We start from the raw sequence: 18,210 nt of genomic DNA on the forward strand, positions 1-18,210 counted from the left end.
GGGGTGGTCTTGCCACCCCCCGCCGTGGGGCTCCGAAAGACCTTGAAACTCAGCCTTTCACCGCCTAGGCACCTCAGATCGGCAGCGCCGTCGTGTGCTTGACCTCCTCCATCACCGCATAGGTGCGGGTCTCCCGCACGCCCGGCAGGGTCCAGATCACGCTGCCGATGAACTCGCGGTAATGGCCCATATCGGCCACCCGGGTCTTGAGCAGGTAGTCAAAACCGCCGGCCACCAGATGGCATTCCAGGATCTCGGGGCGGGCTTGCACGGCGGCCTTGAAGTTGTCCATCACATCGTGCACCGTGCGGTCCAGCAGGATCTCGATGAAGACCAGCATCGAGGCCCCCAGCTTGGCCGGGTTGAGGCGGGCCTCGTAGCCCAGGATGTAACCCTCGCGGGTGAGGCGCTTGACGCGCTCCAGCACCGCCGTGGGCGAGAGATGCACCGCCTCGGCCAGCTTGAGGTTGGAGATGCGCCCGTCCGCCTGCAGCACGCGCAGGATGCGGGCATCGATCGTGTCGAGTGCGTCTGTCACCGGATTTTTCTCTGAGGAAGCGTCAATGTTCTGAATTTAATTCAGATTGAAGATCAATAGAGTTCCGGCAGTCACTAATGAGAGGTCCGCCATGAGCGCTTTTGCCCTGCCCCCGGAGTCGCCCCGCCTGCCCAGTCCCTACCGGGACGAGATTCCCCTGGCGCGGGCCCTGGCGGCCGGCGTGCAGCTGGACTGGCCGGCGGTGCTGGCCACGGCCGCGCCCTGGGTGGAGCAGGTGCGTGCCAACCCGGCGCCCTTCTGGGCCATGGAATCCCTGCTGCGCGAATACCCCATCACCAGCGCCGAGGGCCTGGCCCTGATGCGCTTGGCCGAGGCCCTGCTGCGCGTGCCGGATGTGGAAACCGCCATCGCGCTCACGGCCGACCAGCTGGGCAAGGCCGATTTCGACGCCAGCTCCGAGGGCCCGCACAAGCTGCTGGCCGGTCTGGCGGCCAGCGCCATCGGCCTGTCCAAGAAGTTCCTGCCCGAGGCCGAGAGCGATGGCGGCCTGTTCAAGCGCCTGGGCGCGCAGACGGTGGTGGCCGCCACGGTGCGCGCCATCCAGCTGCTGGGCCGCCAGTTCGTGCTGGGCCGCAGCATCCAGGAGGCCATGGGCGAGGCGGATGCCGCCCGCAAGCAGCAGGCTCAACTGCGTTTCTCCTACGACATGCTGGGCGAGGGCGCCCGCACCGAGCACGATGCCGAGCGCTACCAGGCGGCCTATGTGGGCGCCATCAAGGCCATCGCGGCCGGCCGAAAGGCCGAGTCGCCCGAGGGCGCCGACGGCATCTCCATCAAGCTCAGTGCCCTGTTCTCGCGCTACGAGGTGCTGCAGCGCGAGCGGGTGTTCGCCGAGCTGCTGCCGCGTGTCTGGCAGCTGATCGAGCTGGCGGCCCAGGCCAATATCAACCTCACCATCGACGCCGAGGAGGTGGACCGCCTGGAGCTCTCGCTCGATGTGCTGGACACCCTGGCCGCCCGCATCGCCAGCCACTATCCGCAGTGGCGCGGCTTCGGTCTGGCCGTGCAGGCCTACCAGACCCGCGCCCGCCAGGTGGTGGACGAGGTGGCCGCCATCGCCCGCAAGCATGGGCTCAAGTTCATGGTGCGCCTGGTCAAGGGCGCCTACTGGGACGGCGAGATCAAGCGCGCCCAGGAGCAGGGCCTCTCGGCCTACCCGGTGTTCACGCACAAGCAGCACACCGATGTGTCCTATCTGGCCTGCGCCCAGGCGCTCATCGGCCATGCCGATGTGATCTACCCGCAGTTCGCCAGCCACAACGCCGGCACCATCGCCGCCATCCTGCAGATGGCGCGCGCGGCGGGGGCCAAGTTCGAGATGCAGCGCCTGCACGGCATGGGCGAGGGGGTGTACCGCGAGGTCTTGAAGGACCCCAGCATTCCCTGCCGCGTCTACGCCCCGGTGGGCGAGCACCGCGACCTGCTGGCCTATCTGGTGCGCCGCCTGCTGGAGAACGGCGCCAACAGCTCCTTTGTGCACCAGCTGGCCGATGCCGAGGTCAAGGTGGACGAGCTGCTGGCCTCGCCGCTGAGCCAGGTGCAGCGCACCGGCTCCCTGCCCCTGCCGCTGCACATCCTGGGCGAGCGGCTCAACAGCCGTGGTGCCGACCTCACCGCGCCGGACGAGCGCGCGCCCATCGTGGCCGCCATCGCCGCGGCCCGCGTGCAGCCCGTGCCCGAGGCCTTGGCCGCCGATGTGGACGCCGCCATGGCCCGCCTGGCCGCCGGCTTCCCGGCCTGGAACGCCCGCCCGGTGGCCGAGCGCGCCGCCATCCTGCGCCGCGCCGCCGATGCGCTGGACGCGCGCCTGCCCGAGTTCTGCGGCCTGCTGGTCCAGGAGGCCTACAAGACCGCGGGCGACTGCATCGCCGAGGTGCGCGAGGCGGTGGACTTCCTGCGCTACTACGCTGACCAGGCCGAGCTGGAGCAGCAGCCTCTGCAAGGCCGCGGCGTCTTCGTCTGCATCAGCCCCTGGAACTTCCCCCTGGCCATCTTCGCCGGCCAGGTGGTGGCCGCCCTGGTGGTGGGCAATACCGTGGCCGCCAAGCCGGCCGAGCAGACGCCCTATGTGGCCCTGAAGATGGTGGAGCTGCTGCATGAGGCCGGTGTGCCGCAAGACGCCCTGGCCCTGCTGCATGGCCCCGGCGAGACCGTGGGCGCCGGCCTGGTGGCCCATGCCCAGACCGCGGGCGTGTGCTTCACCGGCTCCACCCAGGTGGCCCAGATCATCAACCGCACTCTGGCGGCCAAGCCCGGCGACGGCCTGCTGCCCCTGATCGCCGAAACCGGCGGCATCAATGCCATGGTGGTGGACTCCACCGCCCTGCCCGAGCAGGTGGTGGACGCCGTGGTGCAGAGCGCCTTCCGCTCGGCCGGCCAGCGCTGCTCGGCCCTGCGCCTGCTGTGCGTGCACGAGAGCATTGCCGGCGGCGTGATCGCCATGCTCAAGGGCGCGCTGCAGGAGCTGTGGGTGGGCCATCCCGCCGATCTGGCCACCGATGTGGGCCCGGTCATCGACGACGAGGCCTTCGAGAACATCCAGCGCCATGTGGACCGCCTCAAGCGCGAGGCCCGCCTGATCGCCGAAGCTCCGGTGCACGATGCGCTGCCGCGCCTGGTGCGTCCCGTGGCCTTCGAGATCGCCAAGGTCGAGGACCTGGGCCAGGAGATCTTCGGCCCGGTGCTGCATGTGCTGCGCTGGAGCGGCGAGGCCGATGCGTTGATCGAGCGCATCAACGGCCTGGGCTACGGCCTCACGCTTGGCATCCAGACCCGCATCGACAGCCGCGCCCTGCGCCTGGCCGAGAAGGCGCGCATCGGCAATGTCTATGTGAACCGCAACATCATCGGCGCCGTGGTGGGCGTGCAGCCCTTCGGCGGCGAAGGCCTCTCCGGCACCGGCCCCAAGGCCGGCGGCCCCAGCTATCTGCGCCGCTTTGCTGCCGTGCAGGCCTCGGCCGCCGCCGCCGCACCCCTGGCCGCCCCGGCGTCCGGCGCCACCCCGGCCGTGGCGCCCGCTTTTGCCGAGCTGCAGCCGGGCCTGGCCGCCTGGAGCGCCACCCCGCTGGCCCAGCGCGCCGCGGCCCTGCGCCGCGCCGCCGCCGGCCTGGCGGCGGAGAGCGCCGCCCTGGTGGCAGCCCTGGCCGCCGCCGCCGAGCAAGACCTGGCCCCGCTGGCCCTGCCCGGCCCCACGGGCGAGAGCAATGAGCTGCGCCGCCATGCCCGCGGTGTCTTCCTGGTGCTGGGCGCCGGCGCGGGCGAGGCCGATCTGGCCGCGGCCCTGGCCGCGCCCCTGCTGGCCGGCAATAGCGTGGCCCTGCTGGCCGATGCCGCGGGTGAGGCCCTAGCCCGCCGCCTGCAGGCCGAGCTGCCGGTTGGCGTGCTGCGCCTGGGCGGCGCCCAGGACAGCCTCGCCGGCTGGCTGGCCCCGGCCGGCCTGGCCGGCGTGGTGCTGGCCCGTGCGGGTGATGCCGAGCTGCAGCGCGCCCTGCGCCAGCAGCTGGCCGAGCGCCCGGGCGCCATCCTGCCCCTGGTCTCGGCCGCCGAAGCCCGCGATCCGCGTCAGCTCTACCGCTTTGCCGCCGAGCAGACGCTCACCATCAACACCGCCGCCGCCGGCGGCAACGCGGCCCTGCTGGCGGGCGGGCACTGATGGGTTCACATCCTCTGTTGCCAGGTCTCGCCAGTGGCTGGCGGTCTGGCGCAAGGGCCTGTCAAGACGGCAAACATGGGGGTGATCGGGGCGCCAAGGCGTCTCTCACGCCTGTCCCCTTTGTGAAGTACGACCGATCAATTTCCCCCAGAAAAGTGCCTTGAACCAAGGGAAAGCGATAGGAGCCGGTTGGATCTCCCAGCGTTGACGCCTGCCGTCAGCACATGCTCCACTGCGCGCCAAGCGTGACCCGTCAGACCGCTCGACCCAGGTCTCTGAACCTTGGCGAACGGAAGTGGCACGCAAGCCGCGGTAGATGGCTATCAGGGGGAAGATGTGGGCTCCAGCAGAGCACTGTCGTCTGTTCTTGCGCTGTGTCGCGCCGGCCTGTTCCGGTTTCTGCGGCTTCATAGCCTGTTCCTGCTCGCTGCGGCGCTACTAGTCCTGCCGACGGCGCAGGCGGCGACCGAGCGTTACGAGTACGACGGTCTGGGGCGTTTGATCCGTGTGATCGACGCTGCCAACAAGCTGACCGAGTACCAGTACGACGCTGCGGGCAATATCCTGGCCGTGCGCACCGATGGCACGGCACAGCCGCCCACCGCCACGAGCATCACGCCGGCCTCGCTTCGACGAGGCAGCAGCGCGCGCATCACACTCAACGGCACGCAGCTGGCGACGGCAGCGCTCGCTGCCGATGATCCGGAGCTGAGCATCTCGCGCGTCAGCCGAACCGCGAGCAGCATCGCCTTCGATCTGGCGGTGTCTCCCACGGCCCGGCTCGGTGCCAGTGCCCTGCGCCTGAGCTCGGCCGCCGGCACGGCCAGCATCAGCCTGCAGATTCGGCCGCTTCTGCCCGTCGCCCAGGTGGCGCCCCTGCCCATTGCCGTGTCCCCCAGCGCCGGCGCAGCGGGTTTCGATCTGAGCCTGAGTCATGCAGACGATGAGGCGCATCAGTTCACGCTGGCCGTGGTTCGCGAGGACATCGCGACGGTCACGCCGCTCAGCCTCAGCCTGGCCGCAGGTCAGACAACGGCACGCTTCGCGGTGCGAGGCCTCAAGGGCGGCAATACGGAGTTGCGCCTGACATCGCCCACGCTGGGCGTGCTGCAGGTCCCCATCTTTGTCACCATCAATCCCGAGGGCATCAGCACGGCCCGTGCCGCCCTGGTAGGGGTGGAGGTGGCGACAGTACCGCAGCCGCCTAGCGGCATTGCGGCCCTACTGGGGGCGCCGCTGGTCGGTGTTCACATGAGTGCGGGCAGCCTGTGGCTGGACACTCAACCGCGCTATCTCTCGCAGGGCGCCACACAGACCCTGCGCATCCTGGGTGAATCACTGCCCCCTGACTTGAGCGCCAGCCTGGAGCCGGCCCAGGGCTTGACCCTGGGGACACTGAGCCTGAGCGCAGACCGCAAGCAGGCCGAGCTGCCCGTGACGGTGGATGCCGCAGCGGCAACCGGCCTGCGCAGCCTGGTGCTGCAGGCGGGCGGCGTCAGCCTGCGTCCGGTGATCCAGGGGGCCGACGATATCGACATCGTTCTGCCGCGTCCGCAGATTTTCTCGGTGGCGCCGATTGCCCTGAAGGCGGGCAGCACGGTGGCGGAGTTCGTGATTCGAGGCCGCAATCTGCAGGATGTGAGCGCTGTGGAGGTGCGCGGCGCCACCGGCTTGCGTCTGGGTTCCACCCTGAGCGTGTCGCCGGACGGCAGCAGCCTGACCGTGGGGCTGCAGGTGCTGGCCAGCGCGGTGCCCGGGCCTCGCGTGATTGTGTTGAGCAGCCCCAGCGGCTTGAGCGACGAGGGGGCCTCGGCGGCCAATACCGTGACCGTGTATGAGGACGACAGCGACTGGAAGTCCGTGCAGCAACTGAGCGCCGGCGTGGTCGGGGTGGTGCTCGACAAGCCCGTGGGCCCGGGTGCCGGCCTGAACACGCTCAGTGCTGCGCCGCTGGTGGGTGTGACCCTGGGCACGGTGCTCAGCGATTTTGCGCCCCGCACCATCGCCAAGGGAGAGACTCGCAACCTGGTGTTCAGCGGCGAAGGCTTGCAGGGCGTGGATGCACTGGGTATCGAAGCTGCGACCGGTCTGACGGTGGGCGCGATCAGTGTGGCGCCCGATGGCCGCAGCGTCAGCGTGGTTGTCAGCGCGGCCAGCGATGCTCCGCTGGGCCTGCGCCGCCTCAAGCTGGCGGCCGCGGGTGTGGCACTGCCGTTTGCGGCGCCGGAAGAGCCGCTGCTGCTGGTCACGCCGGTGCTGCCGGTGCTCGACTCCATCGAACCGCCGACGGCCAAGCCGGGCAGCACCCTTGCCCTGACCTTGCGCGGCCGCAATTTCCTGAATGCGCAGTCGGTGCAGGTGTCGCCCGCCGCGGGTGTGTCCATCGGTTCGGTCAATGTGGATGCCGAGGGCAAGCTGGCCACCGTGTCGCTGATCATCGATGCCGCCGCGGCCAAGGGCCCGCGCACCGTCACCCTGCAGACTCCGGCGGGCAGCACCAGCGCCACACCGGGCCCGAACAATCAGCTGACCCTGGGCGAGGTGGGCAGTCAGGTGCGGGATTTGCAGGCCGCAGCCGTGGGCGTGCTGCTTGGGGCCGATGGGGGCACGCCGCCGCCGTTGGCCACGCTCGTGACCGGCCCCCTGGTGGGCGTGCAGTGGGAACAGACGGCTCAACCGCGCGAGCAGGAGTTGCAGCTGCGTGCCGCCAACACCGGCGTGGTCCTGGGGGCCGGCGTGCTCGGCCTGAACCCCGCGGCAGTCCAGCGCGGCCAGGCCCTGGAGCTGGTGGTGAGTGGTGTGGCCCTGCCCGAGGATGCGAGCCTGCAGCTGCTGCCCGCCACCGGCCTGGTGTTGCAGGGTGCCGCACAGCGCAGCCCCGACGGCAGCAGCCTGCGCCAGACGGTGCAGGCCAGGACCGATGCGCCGCTGCAGCCCTACGAGCTCATCGTGCTGGACGAGACCGGCAAGCCCATTCCGGTGCTGAGCGCCCCCCACAGGCTGCAGCTGGAAGTGCTGGCCGAGCTGCCGGAGATCGTGTCGATCGAGCCCATCCTCGCGCGCCAGGGCGATGTGATCGTGCTGCGCGTGCGCGGCAAGCATCTGCAACGCGTGCAGCGGGTCGATGCCTTGCCGGCCGGCGCGCTGGTGATGGGCGACACGCCCAGCATCACTGCCGATGGCAGCGAGCTGACGATTCCCGTGGCCGTGCGGGCCGATGCGCCCACCGGCGCCTACACCATCCGGGTCTTCAACCCCATCGGGGGCTCCTCGGCGCTGGCCTCGCCCGCGAACACCTTCACCGTCTATGTCAAGGAGGCCACGCCATGAGCGCGCGCCGTTCCGCAGTCCCGCAACTCACTTTCCGTTCTTTCCAAAGCAAAGGAGGCCGCGCCATGGGTGCAGCACAACATCATCTCAGCACTACCGGACGCGCCGTGATGACGCTGGCGCTCTTGGCCCTGGCCCAGGGCGCGCAGGCCTTCAACAGCGGCAGCACCGGCGCCGACGGCGATCTGGCGCCGGCGGTCGACACGGTCATCACCCTGCCGCCCTCGGGCATCCTCAACTACGCCAATATCAACATTCCGGCCGGCGTGAAAGTCACCTTCAAGAAGAACGCCACCAACACCCCGGTGGTGCTGTTGGTGGCCGGCAACGCGGTGATCAGCGGGGTCATCGATGTCAGTGGCCGGCCTTCGACAGCTTCCGGTACCGCCGGGGATGGCGTGCTGGCCGATGACGGCAATCCGGGTGAAGGTGGGCCTGGGGGTTATGGCGGTGGTCGCGGTGGCCGGCCGGGGGCGGTGGACCTGATCGAGCGCCTGGGTGGCAAGGGGCTGGGACCGGGTGGCGGCATAGCGGCGGGTCGGGCGACCTGTAATGGCTTGGACTGGGAACTTGCGAATACGGTCGGTTACGGAGGCGGCACCGGTGGCGGTTTTGGCACTGTTGGTGGAACGAGCAGCGCTTACTGTGTTGAGCCGGCAGTGGGTTCTGTTTATGGGGCTGCAGAGCTATTGCCCCTGGTTGGCGGATCCGGTGGCGGTGGCGGACAAGGCGGCCGCAACTGGGCAGGCTCCGGCGGTGCGGGTGGCGGAGGTGCCTTGCTGATAGCGGTCTCAGGGACACTGACGATCACCAACACCACGGGCAAGATTCTCGCGAACGGCGGTCGCGCCGGCGATGTGGCCACGGTGGGCTGCGACAGCATGAATCGGGCGTCGGGCGGTGGCGGTGGCAGCGGCGGCGCCATCCGACTGGTGGCAACGACTCTTGCGGGAAATGGCGAGATCGCTGCCACGGGAGGCGGCTTTGGCAGCTACACCTGCGGCTATCGTGGCGGTGCCGGCGGCGTCGGCCGCATCCGCCTGGAGGCCGAGAACATCACGCGCACCGCGGCCACCAACCCGGCCGCCAGTAGCGCCCAACCCGGCCCCGTCTTCATCGCCGGCACACCCACCCTGAAGATCACCAGCGTGGCCGGGGTCAATGTGCCGGAGCCGCCGACCGGCGTGGCCGATGTCCGCTTGCCGGCCAACACGACCAATCCCGTGACGGTGAGTTTTGCCACCACCGGCGTTCCGGTGGGCAATACCGTGCGTCTGGCGGCCACACCCAATAACGGCCCCGAGGTCAGCGTGGTCAGCACCGCCCTGGCCGGCACACCGCAGGCCGCCACCGCGACCGCCAGCATCAATCTGCCCGCCGGGGCCAGCACCTTGCAGGCCACGATCACCTACACGGTGGTGGTGGCCATGGGCGAAGCGCTGTCGCGGTTTGCCCAAGGTGAGCGCGTGGAGCGGGTGACCCTGATGGCCAGCCTGGATGGCCGCGCCTCACGCACCTTGCTGATCACGGCCAGCGGGCGAGAGTTCGAGGCCAGCCCGGAAGCCCTGGCCACCCTGCGTCTGGCCAGCATGGGGGGCTGATCTGCGCATCGCGTGGCCGGGAGCGAGCGGCCACGCGATGGAGATTTGACACAGCCACAGCGTTCATCGACCCGGTCACATCCGTGGCGGCACAAGCGGTACTCATCCTTCTATGCGGCAGCAGCACAGCAAACTATCGATGGCGGGCCCGGTGTGGTGCGAGGCCCTGCGGCCGAATGTCCGGTCGGGCTGGCGTGGGTGGATCGCCGCGCTGGTCCTGGGCCTGCTGGCGCTGCTGAGCCTGGCGCCCCGGCATGCCCAGGCCCAGATCGTGGGCCGGGGTGACGCGCCGACCTTGGATGTGTCCGAAGTTGCCCTGGAGGTCGGTGCGGCCACCCAGCTGCAGCTGCGCCTGCCCAGTCCGGCCGCGCGTGCGCAGACCTATCAGATTCTGAACAGCGCGCCCGAGCTCGTGAGCGCGCCCGAACAGCTGAGAGTGCCGCAGGGCGCCACCCTCGTCCCCTTGCCGCTCACGGGCCTGCGTACCGGTATGGCGCGTCTGAGCATCTCGGCGCCGTCCCGGGTTCTCAGCGTGTCAGTGCTCGTGATTGCGGGTTTGCCGCGACTGGTGTCCATCGCCCCTGCACCCGGCCAAGCCCGGGTGGGTGGGCCTCTGGGTGTTCGCCTGAGCCTGAACGCCATACCGCGCGAGGAGGTCCGGATCGGGCTGCACAGCAGCACGGCCGACGCCTTGCAGCTGCCCGAGCAGCTGCTGCTGGCGCCGGGTCAGCAAAGCGCAACGGTCGAGGTTCGCGGGCTTGAGGTCGGCACGCACGCCGTGCAGGCTTCGCTGGGCGCCGATCGCCTGGAAACCCTGCTGCGTGTGAGCGAGGCCGCGGCACGCCCCGTGGCCCTGCTGCCCGATCGCAGCGTGCTGGAGGTCGGTGCCAGCGGCAAGCTGGGCGTGCAGCTCAGCGCTTTCACGCACCAGCCCCTGGACCTGAGCGTCAAGGTGTCGCCCGCGGATCTGGCGCAGGTGAGCAGCCCCTTGCGCCTGCCGGCGGGTGTGGAGGCCGGCGAGCTGTCGATCAAGGCCTTGAAGCCCGGTCTGGCCACGGTGGAGATTGAAGGCGCGGGCAGCCGGGTCAGCGCCCAGCTGCAGCTGCGCAACCCGGTGGGTGAGGCGGTGGCGCCCGCCATCGCACTCACGCCCCCGGCCCTGCGCCTGGTGAGTGGCGGCAGCGTCGCGGTGCAGCTGACCCAGGATGCGGTCCGTGCCTACGGCCAGGAGCTCAAGCTCAGCATCGAAAGCCAGCAGTACGCGGGGTCCTGGGACCAGGTGCCGGTGCTGAGCGTGCCGCCCGTTGTGCTCTTGCCGGCCGGCGAGCGCCAGGCGCAGTTCGCCGTGCAGGGCATGGCGCCGGGCCGCGCCCGGGTCAGCCTGGCGGGTCGGGGCGGTGTCGTGCTGGCCAGTCTGGATGTGGTGGTGGAGGCCGGCCCGCCCCGCGTCACCGGCCTGAGTCCGGCGCAGCAGAGCCTGCCCAAGGGCATGGTGGGCCAGGCCCTGGTGCAGGTGGCGCCCAGCGGTGCCGCACCCAGCGAGCTGAGCCTGCAGGTGGATGCCGCCAATGTGTTGGAGCTGCCGGCCAGCGTGACGCTGGCACCGGGGCAGAGTCAGGTCAGCGTGCCGCTGCGCGCCCTGGATGAGGGCGTGGCGCAGCTGAGCGTAGGCCTCAATGGCAGCCAGGCGACGGCCCGCGTGCAGGTGACAGCCCCGGTGATCGAGGAGCTGCGGCCGCCGCAAGACTTCGAGCTGGGCCTGGGCAACACGGCGGCCTATCCGCTCAAGGCGCTGATGACCGATGGTCAGGTCAGCGACCGGCCCGAAGGTCCGATCCAGCTGCGCAGCGAGGACGAGAAGATCTTCCGCGTGACGGCCCGGGGCGAGCTGGAGGGGCTCAGCCTGGGCCAGGCCTGGCTGGAGATCACTCTGGGCAGCCAGTTCAAGCTGCGCGCCAAGGTCAGCGTCAAGCAGCTGCCCGCTCTGCTGCTATCGCCGGCATCCGTGGAACTGGCCGTGGGCGCCAGCCAGCTCTACACCCTCAGCACGGCCAAGCCCGCGCCAGCGGGCGGGCTGCCGGTGCAGCTCAGCCTGAGCGGCCAGGGCGCTGCGGAAGTACCCGCCAGCGTTCTGATCCCGGCCGGCGCGAGCTCGGTCGGCTTCACGCTGCGCGCCCTCGGCGCGGGCAGCCTGCAGTTGCTGGCCGAGGCGCCGGGCCACCAGAGCGCGCGCGCCCAGCTGCTGATGCGCCAGGGCCAGCTCAGCATTGCCGCCATCAGCCCCACGCGCGGGGCGCTGGGCACCCTGGTTCGCGTCAGCGGTCAGGGCTTCGATCCGGTCTTGGCGAACAACCGCGCCTGGGTGGGGGACGCACCGGTGGAGCTGGTGTCGGCCACCGCGAGCGAGCTGCAGATCCGCATTCCGGCCACCGCCAGCACCGGCGCGGTGCGCGTGGCCAATGGCCTGGGTTCGGCCACGGGTCCGGTCTTCACGGTGGATCAGGCCCAGGATGCGGGCCTGGGCGCCACGCCCAATGCGCTGCGCCTGCTGCGCGGCAGCGAAGCCGCCAGCCTGATCTCCATTGTCAGCACGGGCTCGCAGCCCTATGCCGGTGCGATGGCGCTGAGCATCAGCGGTCTGCCGGCCGGCGTCAGCGCCAGCTTTGATCCGGCGCTGTTGCCGGCCGAGCGACAGGCCACCTTGCGCCTGAAGGCCAGCGGCGAGGCCAAGCCCGGCAGCTATGAGCTGCTGGTGAGCGGCAGCGGCAGTTCCTCGGCGGGCAGCATCAGCCGCAGCGTCAAGATCACGTTGACCGTGCCCGACCCGGTCTCCACGCCCAGCACCGGTGTGCGCGGCCGCTTCATCACGCCCGAAGGTCAGCCCATTGCCGGTGTGATCGTGCGCGCGGATACCGGGGCCCAGAACTCGCCGTCCACCACCACGGACGCAGCTGGCAGCTTCGAGCTGGCCGGCCTGGCCGCCGGGCCCGTGACCCTGCGCTTCGATGCGACACCGGCCAACCCGCTCTATCCCATCTGGCCCTTCAGTGTGGATGTGCAGGCCAATCAGATCGTGTTGCTCAAGGACTTCGTGATCGCGCCGCCGCCGGTGGTGGAGACCTTCAAGCCCATCAACAACGCTGGCGCTGAGCAGCGCATCAGCGACCCGCGCTTCCCCGGCCTGGAGATCGTGCTGCCGGCCGGTGCCGAGATCATCGGCTGGGACGGGGTGAAGAAGACCCGCATCGCCGTTGAAAAGCGCGAGATCTCGGAGCTGCCGGTGGTCTCGCCGCCGGTGCCCACGGGTGCTGCCTATCAGCTCTACTTCGGCACGCCCATGGGCGGCATTCCGACCAAGCCCATCCCCATCACCCTGCCCAACGACACCGGCGCCGAGCCGGGCGAAACCGTCAATGTCTGGTTCTTCGACGGCAGCCCCATGGGCGGCACCGGCGAGTGGAAGGTGGCGGGTCAGGCCGTGGTGAGTGCCGACGGCAAGACCGCCAAGATGGTCAGCGGCGGCCTGACGCGCTTTTGCGGCGTCTGCGGCCTGGCCTGCCTGGAGCGCCCGCCCAAGCCGCCGCCGCCGCCGCCCGACTGCCCCAAGCCCAGTGGCGGCAATCCGGTGGATATGTTGACCGGCCAGGAGTTGAGCCGCACCGGCGGCATGAGCTGCAAGGGGCACACGCCCATCGAGACGGGGCGCAACTACAACCCCATCGACGCCTTTGGCAATATCGGCGGCACCGAGGGCTCCATCGGCTATGGCTGGGCCCTGGACCACGACGCCATGCTGCTGGCCGGCAGCACGGTGCGCCTGGTGATGCCCGGCAATGTGCACCATGTGTTCGCGCCCGACGCGGATGGCAGCCTGCGCAATCGCACCGAGCCGGCCTTCGACGGCGCGCGCGTGGCGCAGGTGGACGGCTTGTGGCGCTTGTTCTTCAAGGACGGCACGCGCTGGACCTTCCAGGGCTATGCCGGCGCACCGGGCAATGTGCGCGGGCAGCCGCAGTTCCTGATCGAGACCCTGTCGCCCAGCGGTGCGCGGGTCACGGTGGCCCGCAACACCCGTGGCCAGCTGCTGTCCGTGGGCACGGAGCAGCGGCGCATCACGGCCAGCTATGGCAGCAGCGGCTTCATTGAGGCCCTGACCGATCCGGAAGGCCGGGCCGAGCGCTTCAGCTACACCGCCAGCAAGCGCCTGGCCACGGTGACCGACGCCGACGGCCGCGAAACCCGCTACAGCTATGTCAAGGACGCGGACATGCCGGTGGATGCGGCCTGCCGCCATGTGCTGCCGCCGGAAACCGGCGAGCGGCTCAAGAGCATCCAGTACCCCGGCCTGCAGCATCCCACCGAGAACTTCTACGGCTCCAGCCGCCGCGTGCTCAAGCAAAGCACGGCCCAGGGCAAGGAGTACCGCTTCAGCTATCGGGTCGGTGGTGCCTGCATCACGCACCAGAGCAATCCGGGCAAGGTCTGCAGCGGCGCCAGCTGCCCGGTGGAGGACAGCTGGGAGAACCATGAGGCGGGCTGGCGCTTCCATGGGGGCCAGGTCTTGTCCACCACGGTGCGCGAGCCCGATGGCACGACCCGCATGGCCCGCTTCGGCAGCCAGGGCCAGGTGCTGGAGATGAGCGACAGCGCCGGCGGCCGCACCCAGTGGACGCGCGATGCGCAGAACCGCCGCACCCGGGTGGTGGACGCCATCGGCCGCACGACACGCATGGTCTACGACGATCTGGGCAATGTGGTGCGCCAGATCGACGCCCTGGGCCGCATCACCGACATCCAGTACGACCCGCTGTGGAACAAGCCCAGCAGCGTGAGCCGCTACGCGGACGACGGCACGGCCCAGACCTGGCGCATGGGTTATGACGGCAAGGGCAATCTGAACCGCCTGACCGATCCGCTGGGGCATGTGGTCAGGATGGACTACAACGCCAACGGTCAGTTGACGGCGCTGACCGATGCGCTGAACCAGAGCAGCAGCATGGGCTACAACGCGGCCGGTGATCTGGTGCGTCTGGTGGATGCGCTGGGCAACACCACCCGCATCAGCACCGACCGCAGCGGCCGGCCCGTGAGCAGCACCGACCCGCTTAGCTACACCAGCAGCAGCAAGAGCAATGGCATCGGCCAGACCATCGAGATCGAGGACCCGCTGGGTGGCAAGACCCTGATGAGCTATGACGCCGGGGCGCGGTTGAGCAAGGTGACCAATCCGCTGGGCAAGGACATCGCCAGCTATGGCTATGACGAGTTTGGCCGTCTGGTCAGCCGTACGGACGCCCTGGGGGCCGTGGAGCGCTATGCCTATGACGCGGCAGACCGCCTCTCGGAACTGATCGACCGCAAGGGCCAGGTCACGCGCTACAGCTATGACGCAGCCGGTCGCTTGCTGCGCATGGAAGCGCCGGACCGCAGCGTGGAGCAGGTCTATGACGGTGCGGGGCGCCTGATTCGCATCGAAAGCAATGGCGGTCAGGGCGCCAGCCGCATCGACTACGAGTACGACGCCGCGGACCGCCTGCTGCGCGAGGTGCAGACCTTCCAGGGCCGCAGCCAGGTGTTGAGCTATGCCTATGACCGGCTGGACCGCCGCATCAGCCGCAAGCTCGACGAGCAGGACGAGGTGGGCTACGAGTGGGATCTGGCCAACCGGCTCACCGCGATCCACTACGCCGGCCAGGCCACGCGCTACAGCTGGGATGCGGCCGGGCGCCTGAGCAGAAAGACCCTGCCCAACGGCATCACCGCCGACTACGGTTATGACGCCGCCAACCGGCTTCTGAGCATCGACTACAAGAAGGCCGACGGCAGCCGCATCGACCAGCTGGCCTACAGCTACGACGCGCGCGGCCAGCGCACCAGCAAGACGGTTGCGGCCCAGCATCTGGGCGTCGAGACGCCCATGATGGCCGAGTACGACGCGGCGGATCGCATGAGCCGCATCACCCTGCGGCCGGGCCAGCCTGGCCGCGAGAGCTGCGTGCTGAGCTACGACGCCAACGGCAATCTGGTCGAGAAGGCCTGCGACGGTGCCTCCGGTACCACCCGCTATGGTTGGGACAGCCTGAACAAGCTGGCCAGCATCACGGGGCCGGGCCTGAACGCTGGCTTTGCCTATGACGCCCTGGGCCGACGCGTAAGCCGCACGCTCAACGGCGAGGTGACTTGGTACAGCTATGACGGCGAGCAGGCCATTGCCGAGACCCGGAGCGGCGTGACGACCCGCCTGCTGACGGGCCTGGCGGTGGATGAGCTGATTGCCACCTACACCCAGGGCCAGCAGCGGGTGATGCTCAGCGACGCCCTGGGCAGCATCCTGGGCGAGACCCGCGCGGACGGCTCAAGGGCCACGACCCGGACCTACAGCCCCTATGGCGAAACCAGCCACAGCGGCGAGGCACCGAGCAGCAGCACGGCCTACACGGGGCGCGAGCAGGACAGCGGGAATCTGTATTACTACCGGGCGCGGTTTTACGATCCGCAGCTGAAGAGGTTCTTGTCGGAGGACCCGATCCTATTGCAGGGGGGGATAAATTATTATGCATATGTAGTGGGTGATCCACAAAACAATATTGATCCTGATGGAAACATACCGTTGCCGGTGATTACTGGCGCTATTGGAGCGGTTACCGGATTTGGTGGCTCCATCATTGGTCAATTGATTTCAAATGGTGGAAACTTTAAATGCATAAGTTGGAAAAATGCATTTATTGCTGGTGGGGTTGGGGCTGTGGCCGGTGCACTCGCTCCCGTATTGGCAACTACCGGAGCAGGCGCTGCAGGCTTGGGTAGCGCGTCGAATCTAGTTCAGTATGGAATTACTCAGTACGCAAACGGTGATTCTATGAGTTGGACCGGTGCCGCATGGAGTGCCGCAACGGGGGCTGCCGGCGGCATGATTGGTGGAAAAATCAATCAGCCGAATTTAACTTGGTCGACAAATAGTCCGTGGATAAATCCGGCTTTGGCACGTGCCTTGAATCAAGATGCGCAGGCTGCAGCGAATACAGGGGTCGGAAATTTCATGAGAAATCTTGGCGGTAGTACTACAGGAAATATTGACCCACCGGGATCTGGTTCGAGTTGCGCTTGTCCGTGAACCTGGATTTCGTTGTTGCGATTGGCGCATTCGCGCTGGGGATCCTCTTTCCAACCCTCAGGCGTCGAGCCGCTGGTGTCGTGGCTAGAGCATTTGGCGGCCGGCCGAGTCCTAGTCACGGGCGCATAGGGCAAGCCTTGTTGGGCGAGGCCATCGCGCTGGCGGTGGTGGTCGCCGGCCTGTTTTTACTGGCGCAGCACTTCACTGGGCCGGCCGGCATGGTGATCGGCGCTTTCCTCGCTGGGGGCGCGCTCGGGAGTTTGCGGAGATGAGGCCGCAAGCGCCGGAACTCGTTGTTCGACGAGGAATGCCAGACCACCACAAGACCTTGGCGGACCACGCGGCGCGGCGTTGTACGCTTTGCGGCGCTGGTTGGAACCGAGGGTGTGCCTGCCCCCGGCCCTGAGCCTCGGTCCTGAAGCTCCGATCACGATCAAGCCCACATGATTTGTCCCGCCATCCTGAATCTGCGCCGTATGGCTGCCTTGGTCTTGCTGCCGGCCAGCAGCCTGATAGCTGTTCCCTCCCTTTCAGCCGCCGAGGTGCCTCCGCCGCAGCTCAGCGCCGCGGAGGCCAGCGGCGAGCGGGTGCAGGAGCTGACTTTTCGTAGCAGCACGGCGGTCGTGCGTGCGCGTCAGCACAACCCCTTGCGCGCGGCGCGCATCTTCAGCTACTTGCGCGTGGCGCAGTGGCGTGCGCTACAGACCGCTACCGCAGCAGCGGCGGATCCGCCCGCCCAGGCCGCGCTGCTGGACATCAGCCTCGCAGCCACCGCCGCCTGGCTGCTGCCCCAGGAGGCTCAGGGCGTCTGGCAGATGGCGGCGCTGCGCGCGCAGCAGGGCCTTGCCGATGAGTCGCAGCAGGCCGCGCTGAAGGCAGCGGCCGCGGAGGTCAGCGCGGCGCTGCTGCACCGCAGCCTGACCGACGGCGCCGATGCACGCCGCCGCCCGCTGGCCAAACCGGCCTGGCAGCCGGGCCTCTGGGCCCGTACGCCCCCCTTGTTCGCCGAGCAGCCTACTGAGCCCCAGGCGCCGCAATGGACACCCTGGTGTGCGGGCACCGAGTCGCTGCAGACCGAGCCGCCGCCGGCCTATGGGTCGGCGCGCTGGACGGCGGACATGCGCGAGGTGATGACGGTGCGCGCCACCCTCACCCCCGCGCAGAAGCAAGCGGCCGAACGCTGGAACCTCGATGCCGGCAGCATCACGCCGCCCGGCGTCTGGAATGCGGTGGCGCTGGAGCATCTGCGGCAGCACCCGCTTGCGCCCGCCCGGCAGGCCGAAATGCTGGCGCGTTTGAACATGGCCATGCATGACGCCTTGGTGGCCGCCTGGCGCATCAAGATGCAGTACTGGGGCGAGCGGCCGGTCACCGCGATTCAGCGCGAGTGGCAGCCGGACTTCCAGCCCTGGCTGGTGACGCCGCCTTTCCCGGGCTATGTCTCGGGGCATTCGACCGTCTCCGGCGCCGCGGCCGCGGTACTCACTTTCTATGCACCCGAGGCGGCGCCTCGGTGGCGGGCCTTGGCGGAGGAGGCCTCCCTATCGCGCCTGTGGGGCGGGATCCACCCGCGTTACGACAACGATGCCGGTCTGGAGCTGGGGCAGAGGGTGGGGCACTTGTGCCTGTCGCAGGCCGCGAACGGCGCCGCGGCGGCGTCTCACGGAACCAGCCAGTAAGCGGGCGCGCTGCGTTGGCGGTCGCTACACAGCCGCTGCACGCGCATCAGCCAGGGCTGCCCGAACGCTTCGCCACGGGCGGAAGACAGGCGCCATTGGCCTTCGTTGACCGTGGCGTCACCGCTGTCCATGGTGCCGGGGTCGCGCCCGCCAGTCTCCCAGCGCAGCTCGAAACGTTCATGGGCCTGCGCCTGCCAGCGCGCCAGCACGGTTTTCCCGCCCGGCTCGCGGACGCTGGGCAGGGGCTGCGGCGGCGGGCAGGCGCTGCCGACCAA

General features: G+C 69.2%; 7 protein-coding genes. 5 read left to right on the plus strand and 2 right to left on the minus strand.

All coding sequences use genetic code 11. The annotated features are described in order from the left end of the window. Positions 1-73: 73 nt before the first annotated feature. Positions 74-538 (minus strand): Lrp/AsnC ligand binding domain-containing protein, encoded by a 465-nt coding sequence (locus ACK5F2_RS01435; RefSeq protein WP_409862250.1) that lies wholly within the window; start codon positions 536-538, stop codon positions 74-76. Positions 539-629: 91 nt separating this feature from the next. Between ACK5F2_RS01435 and ACK5F2_RS01440 the strand changes: the two genes are divergently transcribed. From ACK5F2_RS01440 to ACK5F2_RS01460, 5 genes are all read left to right on the plus strand, one after another. Then, the gene (locus ACK5F2_RS01440) at positions 630-4,211 is read left to right on the plus strand and encodes an L-glutamate gamma-semialdehyde dehydrogenase (RefSeq protein ID WP_409862252.1); all 3,582 of its coding nucleotides are present in this window, start codon (positions 630-632) and stop codon (positions 4,209-4,211) included. A gap of 282 nt (positions 4,212-4,493) precedes the next feature. Further along, complete coding sequence (locus ACK5F2_RS01445; RefSeq protein WP_409862254.1) at positions 4,494-7,541, plus strand: RHS repeat domain-containing protein; 3,048 nt, start codon at positions 4,494-4,496, stop codon at positions 7,539-7,541. A gap of 65 nt (positions 7,542-7,606) precedes the next feature. Continuing rightward, the gene (locus ACK5F2_RS01450; protein WP_409862255.1) at positions 7,607-9,142 is read left to right on the plus strand and encodes a hypothetical protein; all 1,536 of its coding nucleotides are present in this window, start codon (positions 7,607-7,609) and stop codon (positions 9,140-9,142) included. Positions 9,143-9,281: 139 nt separating this feature from the next. Continuing rightward, the gene (locus ACK5F2_RS01455) at positions 9,282-16,256 is read left to right on the plus strand and encodes an RHS repeat-associated core domain-containing protein (protein ID WP_409862256.1); all 6,975 of its coding nucleotides are present in this window, start codon (positions 9,282-9,284) and stop codon (positions 16,254-16,256) included. 443 nt (positions 16,257-16,699) lie between these two features. Next, on the plus strand, positions 16,700-17,935 hold the full coding sequence (locus tag ACK5F2_RS01460; protein WP_409862257.1) for a vanadium-dependent haloperoxidase: 1,236 nt from the start codon (positions 16,700-16,702) through the stop codon (positions 17,933-17,935). Here ACK5F2_RS01460 and ACK5F2_RS01465 read toward each other — a convergent pair. Continuing rightward, positions 17,917-18,210, minus strand: a 294-nt coding sequence (locus tag ACK5F2_RS01465; RefSeq protein WP_409862259.1) for a hypothetical protein, incomplete at its 5' end; no start/stop codon positions are given. The genes ACK5F2_RS01460 and ACK5F2_RS01465 overlap by 19 nt on opposite strands.

Source organism: Roseateles sp. (assembly GCF_046300915.1).
Lineage (GTDB): Bacteria > Pseudomonadota > Gammaproteobacteria > Burkholderiales > Burkholderiaceae_C > Kinneretia.